The sequence below is a fragment of the Tessaracoccus pujii genome (assembly GCF_055326215.1).
In genome coordinates, this window is sequence record NZ_JBUZNP010000002.1 from 326,306 (window position 1) to 339,508 (window position 13,203).

14 protein-coding genes and 1 tRNA gene are annotated in these 13,203 nt (G+C 69.7%); 2 read left to right on the forward strand and 13 right to left on the reverse strand.

Translation table 11 applies throughout. The features are described from left to right. Window positions 1–70: 70 nt before the first annotated feature. Entirely contained in the window at window positions 71–898 is an 828-nt protein-coding gene (locus ACZK5N_RS03575; protein ID WP_459020116.1) for an endonuclease domain-containing protein, read from the forward strand. Between the two features lie 281 nt (window positions 899–1,179). Here ACZK5N_RS03575 and ACZK5N_RS03580 read toward each other — a convergent pair whose 3' ends face one another. Beyond that, the gene (locus tag ACZK5N_RS03580) at window positions 1,180–1,758 is read right to left on the reverse strand and encodes an ANTAR domain-containing response regulator (protein WP_459020408.1); all 579 of its coding nucleotides are present in this window, start codon (window positions 1,756–1,758) and stop codon (window positions 1,180–1,182) included. Window positions 1,759–1,890: 132 nt separating this feature from the next. Here ACZK5N_RS03580 and ACZK5N_RS03585 point away from each other — a divergent pair. After that, window positions 1,891–1,976 (forward strand) — tRNA-Leu (locus ACZK5N_RS03585). 54 nt (window positions 1,977–2,030) lie between these two features. On the opposite strand, the gene pyk is transcribed toward ACZK5N_RS03585, so the two are convergent. From pyk to ftsW, 12 genes are all read right to left on the reverse strand, one after another. Continuing rightward, window positions 2,031–3,455: a pyruvate kinase gene (pyk, locus tag ACZK5N_RS03590; RefSeq protein ID WP_459020117.1), complete on the reverse strand. Its 1,425-nt coding sequence runs from the start codon at window positions 3,453–3,455 to the stop codon at window positions 2,031–2,033. 56 nt (window positions 3,456–3,511) lie between these two features. Next, window positions 3,512–4,432, reverse strand: a complete 921-nt coding sequence (locus tag ACZK5N_RS03595) for an RluA family pseudouridine synthase (protein ID WP_459020118.1) — start codon at window positions 4,430–4,432, stop codon at window positions 3,512–3,514. Beyond that, window positions 4,429–4,986: a signal peptidase II gene (gene lspA / locus ACZK5N_RS03600; protein WP_459020119.1), complete on the reverse strand. Its 558-nt coding sequence runs from the start codon at window positions 4,984–4,986 to the stop codon at window positions 4,429–4,431. Before lspA ends, ACZK5N_RS03595 begins: the two co-directional genes overlap by 4 nt. After that, the gene (locus ACZK5N_RS03605; RefSeq protein ID WP_459020120.1) at window positions 4,950–5,375 is read right to left on the reverse strand and encodes a TraR/DksA family transcriptional regulator; all 426 of its coding nucleotides are present in this window, start codon (window positions 5,373–5,375) and stop codon (window positions 4,950–4,952) included. Before ACZK5N_RS03605 ends, lspA begins: the two co-directional genes overlap by 37 nt. A gap of 104 nt (window positions 5,376–5,479) precedes the next feature. Then, window positions 5,480–6,418 (reverse strand): DivIVA domain-containing protein, encoded by a 939-nt coding sequence (locus tag ACZK5N_RS03610; RefSeq protein WP_459020121.1) that lies wholly within the window; start codon window positions 6,416–6,418, stop codon window positions 5,480–5,482. A gap of 107 nt (window positions 6,419–6,525) precedes the next feature. Further along, the gene (locus ACZK5N_RS03615; RefSeq protein WP_459020122.1) at window positions 6,526–6,810 is read right to left on the reverse strand and encodes a YggT family protein; all 285 of its coding nucleotides are present in this window, start codon (window positions 6,808–6,810) and stop codon (window positions 6,526–6,528) included. 4 nt (window positions 6,811–6,814) lie between these two features. Continuing rightward, window positions 6,815–7,267, reverse strand: a complete 453-nt coding sequence (locus tag ACZK5N_RS03620; protein WP_459020409.1) for a cell division protein SepF — start codon at window positions 7,265–7,267, stop codon at window positions 6,815–6,817. Between the two features lie 106 nt (window positions 7,268–7,373). Further along, entirely contained in the window at window positions 7,374–8,519 is a 1,146-nt protein-coding gene (ftsZ, locus tag ACZK5N_RS03625; RefSeq protein WP_459020123.1) for a cell division protein FtsZ, read from the reverse strand. A 176-nt stretch (window positions 8,520–8,695) separates the two neighbouring features. Beyond that, window positions 8,696–9,424, reverse strand: a complete 729-nt coding sequence (locus ACZK5N_RS03630) for a cell division protein FtsQ/DivIB (RefSeq protein WP_459020124.1) — start codon at window positions 9,422–9,424, stop codon at window positions 8,696–8,698. Further along, window positions 9,421–10,872, reverse strand: coding sequence for a UDP-N-acetylmuramate--L-alanine ligase (gene murC, locus ACZK5N_RS03635; protein ID WP_459020410.1), 1,452 nt, complete (start codon window positions 10,870–10,872; stop codon window positions 9,421–9,423). The genes ACZK5N_RS03630 and murC overlap by 4 nt, the downstream gene beginning before the upstream one ends. Beyond that, window positions 10,869–11,966 carry an undecaprenyldiphospho-muramoylpentapeptide beta-N-acetylglucosaminyltransferase gene (gene murG / locus ACZK5N_RS03640; protein ID WP_459020125.1) on the reverse strand — a complete coding sequence of 366 codons (1,098 nt, stop codon included), beginning with the start codon at window positions 11,964–11,966 and terminating at the stop codon, window positions 10,869–10,871. The genes murC and murG overlap by 4 nt, the downstream gene beginning before the upstream one ends. Window position 11,967: 1 nt before the next feature. Beyond that, window positions 11,968–13,203 carry a putative lipid II flippase FtsW gene (gene ftsW, locus ACZK5N_RS03645; RefSeq protein WP_459020126.1) on the reverse strand — a complete coding sequence of 412 codons (1,236 nt, stop codon included), beginning with the start codon at window positions 13,201–13,203 and terminating at the stop codon, window positions 11,968–11,970.

Here is a 13,203-nt window from a genome sequence, read left to right on the forward strand (position 1 = left end):
ATTGGTGCACGCCCCTCCACAGCGCGAGCCGCTCCGGGAAATCCGGGGAACGCCCGACGATCAAGGCAGGGTGCGGATCTACCACTCTCATGGCGCCGGCGGCGTCGTCACACGCAAGGAACTCCTCGCAGAGGGCTACTCCCGACGGCGGATCGAGGCAGAGGAACGCGACGGCACGCTCGTGCGGGTGGACCGGAGCCGCTACGCGAGGCCCGATGCCAACGCCGACGTGGTCGAGGCAGCGCGGGCTGATGCCACGCTCACCTGCGTTTCCGCGCTCGCGGCGCACGGCATCTGGACCATGCCGTCGAGCGGTCTGCACCTCCGCCGTCTCGGTTACGGCATGCGTCGACGCAGCCTCCCACCTGGTGCACGCCTGTGCTCAAGCCCAGCAGGCCCGACCACCCAGCCGCTTGACGGCATTCCCGCCTCGCTTGGAGCCGCGATCCGCCACCATGGCCCCGAGGAGGTGGTCATGGCTCTCGACTCCATCCTTCACCAGCGCCTGTACAGCCGCGCAGAGCTCGAATCGATGCTGCTCGAATACGGGAAGACCGCCCCGCTCCTCCTGCCGCGCGCCGATTCGCGCACGGAATCCGCGCTCGAATCCATCGTCCGGCAACGCCTGCGCGCGGCCGGACTGCGCCCAAGGCTTCAGGTGAAGGTGCCCGGTCTCGGCCGAGTGGATCTCATGATCGGCCGATTGGTGATCGAGGTGGACGGCCGTGAATACCACACACAGGACGGCAGCTTCGAAGAGGACCGACGGCGCGACAGGGTCGCGGCGAGCCTGGGGCTGGTTGTCATCCGGATCACCTGGCACCAGGTCATCGCCCAGTGGGACGAGGTGCTCGCGGACGTCCTGTCCGCGTTGCGGACGCGCGGTCTGCGTCGCTGAGCCAGCCGCGGCGTCGTCCGTCGCGCACCAATACACGCCGTTTGCACCCATGGCGGTCGTATTCGGTCTCCGGTGCAGGGTTCGACGGCGTGTCGTGCACATTTCGAAGCGGGCCGGCGTGTCGTGCACATTTCGAAGCAGGCCGGCGGGCGCGGCGGGGCGTGCGCGGGGGGCGCGGCGGGCGGGCGGGGCGCGACGGGCGGGCGTGCGTGCGCGGGAGGCAGCGGGCCGGCGCGGGGGTCCCGCCAGACACGCCCCCCGCCACGAGAGCCCTCGGAAGGCTACTTCTTCTTGTGCGAGATGACGCCCTCGGCGACGTCGCGCATGGACTTGCGCAGATCCATGGCCGTCTTCTGGATCCAGCGGAAGGCCTCCGGCTCCGTGAGCCCGAGGTCCTGCTGCAGGATGCCCTTGGCCTGGTCGATCACCTTGCGCGACTCGAGGCGTTCCTCGAGGGAGACCAACTCGTCCTCGATGGCCTTGATCTCCTGGAATCGGCCCATGGCGATCTCGATGGCCGGGATCACATCCGAGGCGCCGAACGGCTTGACGACGTAGGCCATGGCGCCGGCCTCGCGGGCGCGCTCGACCAGGTCCCGCTGGCTGAAGGCGGTGAGCATGACGACGGGGGCGATCCGCTCCTCGGCGATGATCTCCGCGGCGCTGATGCCGTCCATCTTGGGCATCTTCACGTCCATGATGACAAGGTCCGGCTCGAGTTCGCGGGCCAGCTTGACGGCCTCTTCGCCGTCGCCGGCCTCGCCGACCACCTCGTACCCTTCCTCGGTGAGGAGTTCCACCAGGTCGAGGCGAATGAGCGCCTCGTCCTCAGCGACGATCACAGTGGGCTTCTTGTTCATCTTGTTGGTCACTTCTTCCTCGGGCCGGCTACGAGCGGTGGCCGAAATACTGCGCTGATCCTACTCGGCATCAGCACAGCTTGCCCAGTCAGCGCCGGAACGCAGGGTGTGGCACAATGTTTGACGCGCTGCGCCCGGGTGGCGGAATGGCATACGCGGACGGCTCAAACCCGTCTGGCCGAAAGGCCTTAGGGGTTCGACTCCCCTCCCGGGCACCACCGCAACGCAGAAAGGGAGCCCCGCTGAGGGCTCCCTTTCGCTGTCTGGTGGACTCAGCTCTCGCCGAGCTCCTTGACCTTGTGCACGCGCAGGTTGTTCGTCTTGCCGGGGATGCCCATGGGCGAGCCCGACACGATGACGATGCGCTCGCCCACCTCGATCATGCCGCGCTCGCGCAGGTGACGGTCCACGGCCTCGACCATCTCCTCCTGCTCCGCGAACTCAGGCGTGACCTGGGTGTCCACGCCCCACGACAGGGTCATGGTCCGCTGCGTGGACTTCTCCGGGGAGAACACCAGCATGGGGATGGGGGAACGAAGCCGCGACAGCCGGCGTCCCGTGTCACCCGACTTGGTGAAGGCCACGAGGTACCGGGCGCCGATGCGCTCCGCGACCTCAGCCGCAGCCTTGGCCAGGATGCCGCCAGTGGTGTGCGGGTCCCAGTCGATGATGTGGATCTCGGCGTGGCCCTCACGCTCGGTCTTCTCGACGATCCGAGCCATGGTGGCGACGGTCTCCACCGGGAAGTCACCGACGGAGGTCTCGCCCGAGAGCATGACCGCGTCAGCGCCGTCGAGGATGGCGTTGGCGACGTCCGAGGCCTCGGCCCGCGTGGGGCGCGGGTTGGTGATCATGGACTCGAGCATCTGCGTGGCGACGATGACCGGCTTGGCCCACTTGCGGGCCGCGCGGATGATCCGCTTCTGCACCAGCGGCACCTCTTCGAGGGGCAGCTCGACGCCCAGGTCACCACGGGCGACCATGAACATGTCGAACGAATCGATGATGTCCTGCAGGTTGGCGATCGCCTGCGGCTTCTCGAGCTTGGCGATGACCGGGACGTGACGCCCCTCCTCGTCCATGATCTCGTGGACGCGCTTGACGTCGTCTCCAGAGCGGACGAAGGACAGGGCCACCATGTCGACGTCCTGGTGCAGCGCCCACCGCAGGTCCCGCTCGTCCTTGTCGCTGAGCGCGGGGACGGAGACGGCGACGCCGGGCAGGTTGATGCCCTTGTTGTTCGACACGGTGCCGGGGACGGTGACCTCGCACACCACGTCGGTGGCAGTCACCTCGATGGCCTTGAGGCCCACCTTGCCGTCGTCGATGAGGATGTGGTCACCCACGGACACATCGCCGGGGAGGCCCTTGTAGGTGGTCGAGCAGCGCTCGACCGTGCCCTGGATGTCGTCGATGGTGATGGTGAACCGGGCACCGGTGGCGAGGAAGACCTTCTGGTCGTTCTCGAACCGGCCCAGGCGGATCTTGGGTCCTTGGAGGTCTGCGAACACGCCGACCGTGGCGCCGGTGGCTTCCGCCGCCGCCCGGACGTTGCGGAGACGGTTACCGTGCTCCTCGTAATCGCCGTGGCTCATATTGAGGCGGGCGACGTTCATGCCCGCGTTCAGGAGCTCAGTCAGACGCTCGACAGTCTCGGCCGATGGGCCGAGGGTACATACGATCTTTGCTCTACGCACGGGGCAACCCTACCGGAACAGGTCCGGCCACGCACCGGGGGCCCCGACGGGGCGACTCACCCCTCGCGGACCAGCTCCAGGGCGTGCTCGAGGTCGGCGGGGTACGACGAGCCGAAGACGACCTGTTCCCCCGAGGTGGGGTGCGTGAACCCGAGTTCGACGGCGTGCAGCCACTGCCTCACCAGCCCCAGCCGGGTGGCCAGCACGGGGTCGGCCCCGTACAGCGGATCGCCCACGCACGGGTGCCCGATGGCTGCCATGTGGACCCGGATCTGGTGCGTGCGGCCGGTCTCGAGGTGGATGCGCAGCAGCGTGGCGGCGCGGTGCGCCTCGATGGTCTCGTAGTGCGTGACGGAGTGCCGCCCCCCGTCCACGATGGCCATCTTCCAGTCCGAGCCGGGATGCCGGGCGATGGGCGCCTCGATGGTGCCCTCGAACGGGTCCGGATGGCCCTGAACCAGCGCGTGGTAGGTCTTGTCCACCGTGCGGTCCCGGAAGGCCTGCTTGAGCACGCTGTAGGCCACCTCGGACTTGGCCACCACCATGAGCCCGCTGGTACCCACGTCGAGCCGCTGCACGATGCCCTGACGTTCGGCCACCCCGGAGGTGGAGACCCGCACGCCGGCGGCGGCGAGGTGCTCGACCACCGACGGGCCCTCCCATCCGACGCTGGGGTGCGCGGCCACACCCACTGGCTTGTCGATCACCACGAGGTCCGCGTCCTCGAACACGATCCGCACGCCGTCGGCCAGGTGCGGCGACACCCGCACACCCGCGGGGGCGGCGTCGTCCGTGAGTTCCAGCAACTCCCCGCCGCCGACGCGGTGGGACCCCTTGCCGATGACCGTCCCGTCGAGCTGCACCCCGCCGGCGTCGATGAGTGTCTCGATGCGGGAGCGGCTGTAGCCCGAGATGCGCGCGGCGGTGGCGTCCAGCCGCTCACCGGCCAGTGAGTCGGGGATGATGAAGAGGCTCACGCGCGCCCCGCCTCGGAGGCCCGCAGCTCGGCCTTGGCCTCCTGCCGCTCATCGCGGAATCCGCCGATCACGATGAGCGCCGCCGCTGACGTGATGCAGACGTCCGCCACGTTGAAGATGGCGCCGAAGTACTGCAGTTGGAACATGTCCACCACGTGCCCGTGGAGGAAAGCGGGCGGCCGCGTCATCCGGTCCACCAGATTGCCGGCGATACCGGCCAGGAGCAGGCCGAGCGCGATGCCGTGCCACAGCCTCGTGATCCGCGGCAGCGCCACGGCGAGGCAGGCGGCGAGGGCCACGACGGCGAACACGGAGAACACGACGGTGGCGTCCGCGCCCATGCCGAACGCCGCGCCCGGGTTGAAGATGAGATTGAGGCGGAGCCACTGCCCCACCAGCTCCACCGGGACGCCCGGCTCAAGCGCGGCGAGGCTGGCCAGCTTCACGAGCTGGTCCAGCCCCACTCCGAGAAGCCCGATGCCGACGGCGATCCTGCGGATGCCGCGGCGCCGGGCGGTCAGCGCCGTTCCTCGCGCTGCTTGCAGGTGACACACAGGGTGGCTCGGGGGAACACCTGGAGGCGACCCTTGCCGATGGCGTTGCCGCACACTTCGCAGTTGCCGTACTCGCCGCTGTCGAACAGGTGGATGGCCAGCCGCAGCTGCTCCGCCATCTCGCGCACGTTCTGCGCCAGGGACAGTTCCTGGTCCCGCTCGAAGTTGCTGGATCCGACGTCCGCCGGATCCCGGCCGGCGCCGTCGGTGCCGCCCTTGAGGAGGGCCTCCAGCTCCGCTTCGGTGGCCGCGATCCGGCGCTCGAGACGCGCCAGCTCATCGTGGAGTTCGGCGCGCTGCTCGGCCACCTCCTCGGGCGTCCAGGGCTCCTCTCCTTCGAGGACCGGAAGCACCGCGATCGGCTCGGCGGCTTTCTTCGACGTGGGCATTGTCTGCTCTCCTGCTCAGGGCTGTTCGGGAAGGGTACACCACACGCCGATCACGTGAACAGGCCGACGCCCGAAGGCGTCGGCCTGTTGACAGGTGTGGGTGACTACTGCTGATCTCCGCCGGCGAGTGCGTCGAGGCGGGGGGTTTCCGAGCGCTGGGCCAGCTCGGGCTGGTCATCGGGCTCGGGGCGCTCGCCGTCGAGGGTGCTCATGAAGCGGTGCAGGACGCCGGTCATGTTCTCGCGGAAGCTGGACTCGAAGGTGCGCAGGTGGTTCACCTTGGCGGTGAGCTCGCCCTGCTCCCGCTCCAGGTCCGCGAACAGTTCGCGGCGGCGGTCTGCGGCCTGCTGGTCGACGGCGGCGGCCCGCGAGGAGGCCTCGTTGGTCATCTGCTCGGAATTGACGCGGGCCTCGGACTCGATGCGCTCCGCCTTGGTGCGGGCGTCGGTCTTGATCTCGTTGGCGCGCTGTTCGGCCTCGTCGAGCTTGCGCTGGGCCTCCACCTGGGCCTCGTTGACGAGGGTGGTGGCCTGGTCCGTGGCCATCTGCAGCAGGCGGGTGACGGCCGGAGCGGCCTCCTCGCTGGAGGTGACGGTGAGGTGCTGCACGCCGCCGGCCGAGGTGACCCGTTCGGAGCGGACGCGGTCGAACTCGGAGCGGACCTGTTCCAGCTGCTCGCGCAGCTGATCGTTCTCCGCGGACAGTTCCCGCACGCGCTGCTCGGAGGCCGACAGGGCAGCACTGGACTCGCCGCCCTCGGTGATGGCTGCGTTGAGGCGGTCCACCTCTGCCCGGAGGGACTCGATCTCGCGGTCCTTCTCCTGCAGAGCGGCACCGGCCTGCGCATCGTTGCCACCGGAGACGCTGGAGGTCTGAGCGGACTCGAGCTCGCGGCGCATGCGCTCGCGCTCCTTGTCGAACTCGTCGAACGTCAGCTCCACCTTGTCGATGAACGTGTCCACGTCACCGACCTGGTAGCCGGTCTCGCCACGGCGCGACATGCGGAAGCGGATCTGGCGAACCTCATCCAGGGTCAGGCTCATAGTTGCTCCAATAGAAGTCGGATCGGACCGGTCAGGCCCGGCTCAGTTCAGGCTAGCGTAGCGCTTCGCGCCCCGGCCAACAGCTACAGCTGGGGTTGAGGGCTGGGTCAGAAGGGGATGAGACCGACGAAGGACTGCAGGATCTGCAGCCCGATGAACAGCACCAGGACGCTCAGGTCCAGCGAGGCGTTGCCGATGCGGACCGGCTTGATGAATCGACCCAGCGCCTTCACCGGGGGATCCGTGAGCGTGTAGATGAACTCGACGATCACCAGCACGAAGCCGCGGGGCGTCCACGTGGGCGCGAACATGGGGATCCACGTGAGGATCACCCGCGCCAGCAGGACCCAGATGTAGAGGCCGATCAGCCACCAGAGGATGTAGGCGACCACGGGCTCAGCTCTGGTTGAAGAAGCCGCCGGAGGCGATGCGCTCCTTGTCCTCCGGCCCCACGACGAGGTTGACCGGGCACAGGAGGAACACTTTGCTCGACACGCGCTCGATGTTGCCCTTCAACCCGAAGATCAGGCCGGCGGCGAAGTCCACGAGGCGCTTGTCCTCGCCGTCCTCCATGTCCGTCAGGTTCATGATGACCGGGATGCCGTCGCGGAAGTTCTCCCCGATGACGCGGGCCTCGTTGTAGGACCGCGGCCGGACGCTGACGATGCGGCTGAGATCAGCCACTTCCTTCTGCGGGACGGCGGCCACCGGCACGGGTCGGCGCGTGGGCAGCGCAGCCACCTTGCTCATCTCTTCGCTCTCCTCGTCCACGTAGATGTCGTCGGTGAGGTCCCCGTCGACGTCCTGGTGCTCGTCGTCACGGTAGCGGCCGTCCTCGACGAGGCCCATCCACGCAGCAAGCTTCCGAACGCCCACGTTGCCTCCTTCATAGATATTGCCACGAGGCTAGCGCGCACCGCCGGTAATGGGGGCCCGACGCACCGAAGCGCGCCGATCACTTCATGAAGTCGGGCACGTCCAGGTCGTCGTCGTCCAGCACGGGCTTGGCCGCCGGCTGGGGCGCGGGGGCCGGGCGCTGGCCGGGCATCGGGCTGGCCTGCGGCGCGGTGAACACCGCCGCCGCCTGGGCGGCGGGACGCGAGGGTTGCCCAGGACGCTGCTCGATGGGGCGGGCCTGGCGCTTCTGCGGCTGGCCGCCGTCGAACCCGGCAGCGATGACGGTGACGCGCACCTCGTCGCCGAGGGCGTCGTCGATCACGGTGCCGAAAATGATGTTGGCCTCGTCGTGCGCGGCCTCCTCGATCAGCTGCGCCGCGGCGGAGACCTCGAACAGGCCCAGGTCCGAGCCGCCCGCGATGGACAGCAGGACGCCGTGGGCGCCGTCGATGCTGGCCTCGAGCAGGGGCGACGAGATGGCCATCTCGGCGGCGGCGCGTGCGCGGTCCTCACCGCGCGCCGACCCGATGCCCATGAGGGCCGAGCCGGCCTGGCTCATGATGGACTTGACGTCCGCGAAGTCCAGGTTGATCAGCCCGGGCGTGGTGATGAGGTCCGTGATGCCGGAGACGCCCTGCATGAGCACCTGATCAGCCTGCTTGAAGGCGTCCAGGATGGCCACCTGGCGGTCCGTCATCTGCAGCAGCTTGTCGTTGGGGATCACGATGAGGGTGTCGACCTCTTCGCGCAACCCCTCGATGCCGGTCTCGGCCTGCGAGGAGCGACGGCGGCCCTCGAACGAGAACGGACGGGTGACGACGCCGATGGTCAGCGCTCCGAGCGAGCGGGCGATCTTCGCGACGATCGGTGCCCCGCCTGTGCCCGTACCACCGCCCTCGCCCGCGGTGACGAAGACCATGTCGGCGCCCTTGAGCGCCTCCTCGATCTCCTCGGAGTGGTCCTCGGCGGCCTGGCGGCCCTTCGACGGATCCGCCCCTGCGCCGAGGCCGCGAGTCAGCTCGCGGCCGATGTCAAGCTTCACGTCGGCGTCGCTCATCAGCAGCGCCTGCGCATCCGTGTTGATGGCGATGAACTCCACACCGCGGAGGCCGGCCTCGATCATGCGGTTGACGGCGTTGACTCCGCCGCCGCCGACGCCGACGACCTTGATCACCGCGAGGTAGTTCTGAGATGCACTTGCCATGTCCCGAAGGTTATGGGAGTGGCGCGGCCAGCGTCCAACGGCACGACGTAATCGATCCGGATTGACCTCAAGTGCTACTTCAGGGTTCACCTGAGGTGATCAGCGCGCGCTGACGGCAGCCGATGACCGGGTGGGCTGAGCGCAGGAGCCGCGCCGCACCTCAGCCGCGGATGGGCCTACCGGGTGGTGGGGTGGCGGGGGGCCGAGACGTCGTAGACCTTCGCGTCGACGGAGCTGACCAGCGCCGAGGCCACCTCGGACTTCAGCTCCGACTCCTCCGCGCTCCCCCACACCAGCGTGCGGCCCCCGTCGAGGGTGAGGGTGATCCGGTCGACCGCCTCGGCGGTCATCCGCACCACCTCCGGCCGCAGCTCGTCGGGCACGCGGCCGGCGACGACGGCCACGTCGCGCAGCAGCCGCTCGTCGGTGCTGCTGCTGGTCACCTGGATGGCAGCCCCGTGCGGCTCCGCAGTGCGGTGGAAGGGCACGCCCTCTGCGTCCACCCAGTCCCATTGACCGTCGCGCTGGCGCTGGAACGCGACCTCCCGCTCAGTGACCACGACCGCGACGGTGTCCGGCGCCCGCCGCGACACCCGCGCCTCGCGTACCGGCGCCAACGCCCGCACCCGCTCGGTGATGGCGGCCACGTCCTGACGCATCAACGGGATGCCCATCTCGACGGCCGCCGCGGCCGCGACCTCCTCCGTCGTGAGCAGCACCGTGCCCTCGACGACGACCGCGCGCGTCTCGAACACCGGGGAGAAGTACGCCAACCAGCCCCCCAGCAGGAGGAGCACGACGGCTCCGATGAGGGAGCCGCGCAGGATCCACCGGCGGCGCCGGTCGGAGAGCCGCTTGTGCTGCAGCGCCTTCGCGAACTCGCCCGGTGGGAGCGCCTCCGTCACGACACCTGTGCGTCGGGGCGCTGCTTGAGCAGGTCCGCCAGCAGCGGGCCGACGATGGTCACATCGCCGCAGCCCAGCGTGATGACCAGGTCGCCCGGGCGGGCGAGCTCGTTGAGGGCCGCCGGCAGGTCGTACTTCTCCTTGACGTAGTGCACGTCCTGGGCGCCGTGCCTGAGCGCGGCGTCCACCACGAGCTGCCCGGTGACGCCCGGCACCGGGTCCTCGCGGGCACCGTCGACGTCGTTGATCACCGCGACGTCCGCCAGGGTCATCACCTCGCCGAACTCGTCGGCGAAGTCCACCGTGCGGCTGTACAGGTGCGGCTGGAAACAGGCGATGAGCCGGCCCGGCAGGCCCGTGGCCTCGTTGCCGGCCGCGGTGGCACGCCGGGCGGCGGTCAGCGCTGCGCGGATCTCGGTGGGGTGGTGCGCGTAGTCGTCGTAGACCCGCACGCCCGCGGTGTGCGTGATCAGCTGGAAGCGGCGCAGCGTGCCCTCGAACCGGCCGAGGGCGTCCACCGCCTCCTGGTGTGTGAGGCCGAGCACGCGGCCGACGGCGTATGCGGCCGACGCGTTGGCGAGGTTGTGGTTGCCGGGGACCTGCAACACGATGCGGCCTGAGTCCTCACCGTAGGTGAGCGTGGCCGCGACCCCGTTGCCGTGCGCCTCCACGTCGGTGATCCGCACGTCGGCGTCCTCCGCCTCGCCGTAGCGGATGATGTGCTTGGCCTCGCCGACGAGGTCGTGGGCGAGCGCGCGGGAGCCGTGGTCGTCGACGTTGATGATGACGTGCTTGACGTGCGGCCGGGTGGCGTAGGCGCGGAACCCGTCGGCGTAGGCCTCCGGCGTGCCCCAGTTGATGAGGTGGTCCGCCTCGACGTTGGTGATCACCGCGATCTCGGTGGGGTACTGCAGGAACGACGCGTCCGACTCGTCGGCCTCGACGACGAACGCCGGCCCGGAGCCGACGGCGGAGCTGGCGCCGGTGGTGGACAGCGGGGCGCCGATGACGTAGCTGGGGTCCCGGCCCGCCTCACTCAGCATGACGGCGGTCATGGCGGTGGTGGTGCTCTTGCCGTGGGTGCCGGCGACGGAGACCGCCCGCCTGCCCTGCATGAGGGCGGCGAGCGCGGCGGAGCGGTGCCAGATCCGCAGACCGCGGCGGCGGGCCTCGATGAGCTCCACGTTGTCCGCGCGGATGGCCGACGAGATGACGACGGTGCGGGCGTCGCCGACCTGCGACGCCTCGTGACCCACGTAGGTGGTGATGCCGGCGCGCGCGAGGCTGCGCAGCGCCGTCGAGTCCGAGCGGTCCGAGCCGGAGGTCTTGATGCCCAGCTCGGCGTAGAGCCGGGCGATGCCGCTCATGCCGGATCCGCCGGCGGCGATGAAGTGGACGGGCCCGACCTGATCGGCGGGGAGGACCTCAATGGGATTGAGGAGCATCAGTGGGAACCCTTTCGATGTGCGGCCACCTCGAGGACGGCCTCTGCGAGCACGTCGGCGGCGTTGGACGGGTACATCCCGCGACACGCCTCCGACATTGCGGACAGCCGCCCGGGGTCTCCGAACGTGTCCAGCACCAGCTGGGTCAGTCTAGCCGCGGTCATCTCCCCGTCCGGCACCAGGAAGCCCGCACCCGCGGCCACCAGCTCCGCGGCGTTGCGCGCCTGCTCGCCGTTGCCGTAGGGCAGCGGGACGAAGATCACGGGGAGCCCGGAGACGGCCGTCTCCATCACCGTGCCCGCTCCGGCCCGGCCCAGCATGAGGTCCGCGGCGGCGTAGGCCACGGCCATGTCGGAGACGAACGCCACCGGGACGTACCTCGCGCCCAGGGGGTGCGTCACGACGACGTGGGACTCCGTCATGTTCTTGGGGCCCAGCACGTGCAGGATCTGGATGCCTGCGGCGAGCAGCTCGTCGCGGGCCTCCTCGACGGCGAGGTTGATGCTGCGCGCGCCCTGCGAACCGCCGCTGACCAGCAGCGTGGGCAGGTCTGCGCTGAGCCCGAAGGACTCCCGGGCCTCGGAGGGGGTGACGGTGGGATCCGTGATGGAGCGGCGCATCGGCATGCCCACCAGCCGGGCACCGGGCATCGTCGTCTCCTTGAACGTGGTGGCGACGAAGCGGGCGAAGCGGGCGCCGATCCGGTTCGAGATGCCGGGCAGCTTGTTGGCCTCGTGCACCACCACCGGCACGCCGGACAGCCTGGCGGCGAGATAGGCCGGGATGGACACGTAGCCGCCGAAGCCCACCAGCACGTCGGCCCTGGCGTCGGTGAGGATCCGCCGGGCCTGGCGGACGGACCGCGTCAGCGTGAGGGGCAGCCTGGCCAGCTCGAGGTTGACGGTGCGCGGCAGCGGCACCGGCTCGATGAGGCGCAGCTCGAGGCCCGCCTCCGGGATGACGCGGGTCTCCAGCCCCTTGGCGGTGCCGATGCACACGATGTCCGCGTCCGCGCGCTCCTGGATGGCCTTGGCGGTGGCGATGAGCGGCGAGGTATGGCCGGCGGTGCCTCCGCCGGCCAGCACGATGCTGGGCATGTCAGTCCTCCCTGGTGGCGGCCATGACGCTGGTCATCCGCGGCCGTGACTTCTTGGGTCTGGAGGCGAGGAACACCCGCGCCTCGGGGGTGTCCTTCGCCAACGCCAGCAGGACCCCCACGGCCATGAGGCTCGACAGCAGCGCCGATCCGCCGTAGGAGACGAAGGGCAGCGGCACTCCGAGGACGGGCAGCAGGTGGAGGACGACGAAGATGTTGATCACGGCCTGCACCAGGAACCAGCCCGTGATGCCGGCGGCCACCACCTTGTTGAACATGGCCTCGGAGCGGATGGCCACCTCCAGACCGGCCCACCCGAGGAGCGCGAACAGCACGATGACCAGCAGCACGCCGAACAGGCCGAGCTCCTCGCCGATCACCGCGAAGATGTAATCGGTGTGGGCGCCGGTCTTGAGCCCGCCCCACTTCTGCTTGCTCGCACCCAGCCCCAGCCCCCACCAGCCGCCGGAGGCCAACGCGTAGAGCGCGGCCATGGGCTGCGAGGACAGGTCCGTGTTGGAGTCCGGGTTGAGGAAGATGCTGATGCGGTCCATCCGGTTGCCGGAGCCGTACACCAGGAGCCCCACCAGCACCAGCGCGGAGGCGCCCAGCGGGACCAGCACGCGCATCGAGGTGCCGACGAAGAACAGCACCAGGACCAGGATCACGCCGACGATGAGGCCGGTGCCGAGGTCCTTGCCGGCCAGGACGAGCGCGAGGATCAGCCCGCCCAGCGGGATCAGGGGGATGGCGAGCTGGCCCGGCTCGTGCAGCCGTCCGCGTTTGATGTGGAACACGGCTCCGCACCACACCACCAGGGCCAGCTTGGCGAACTCCGAGGGCTGGAACTGGAGGCTCCCGATGGCCAGCCAGTTGCGGTTGCCGTTGACGCTGACGCCCATCGGCGTCACCACGAGGATCAGCAGCACCACCGCGAGCCCCCACGCCGGCCAGCCCAGCCGTCGGAGATGCTCGGGCCTGAGCCTGCTCAGCACCAGCGCCGCCGCCACGCCGCCCACCAGGAAGCCCATCTGCCTGACGGTGAAGTAGTACGGGCCGTCCTCGGTGGCCTGCGCCAGGACCGAGGACGCGGACAGCACCATCAGCGAGCCCAGGCCCACCAGAACGGTGACGCTCGCCACGATGAAGTAGTAGGGCGCCATCGGGGAGGCGGCCAGCGTCTTGACCTGGGACCAGACGGTGATCGGCCGCGCCGGGGAAGCTGCGTCGGACGCCAT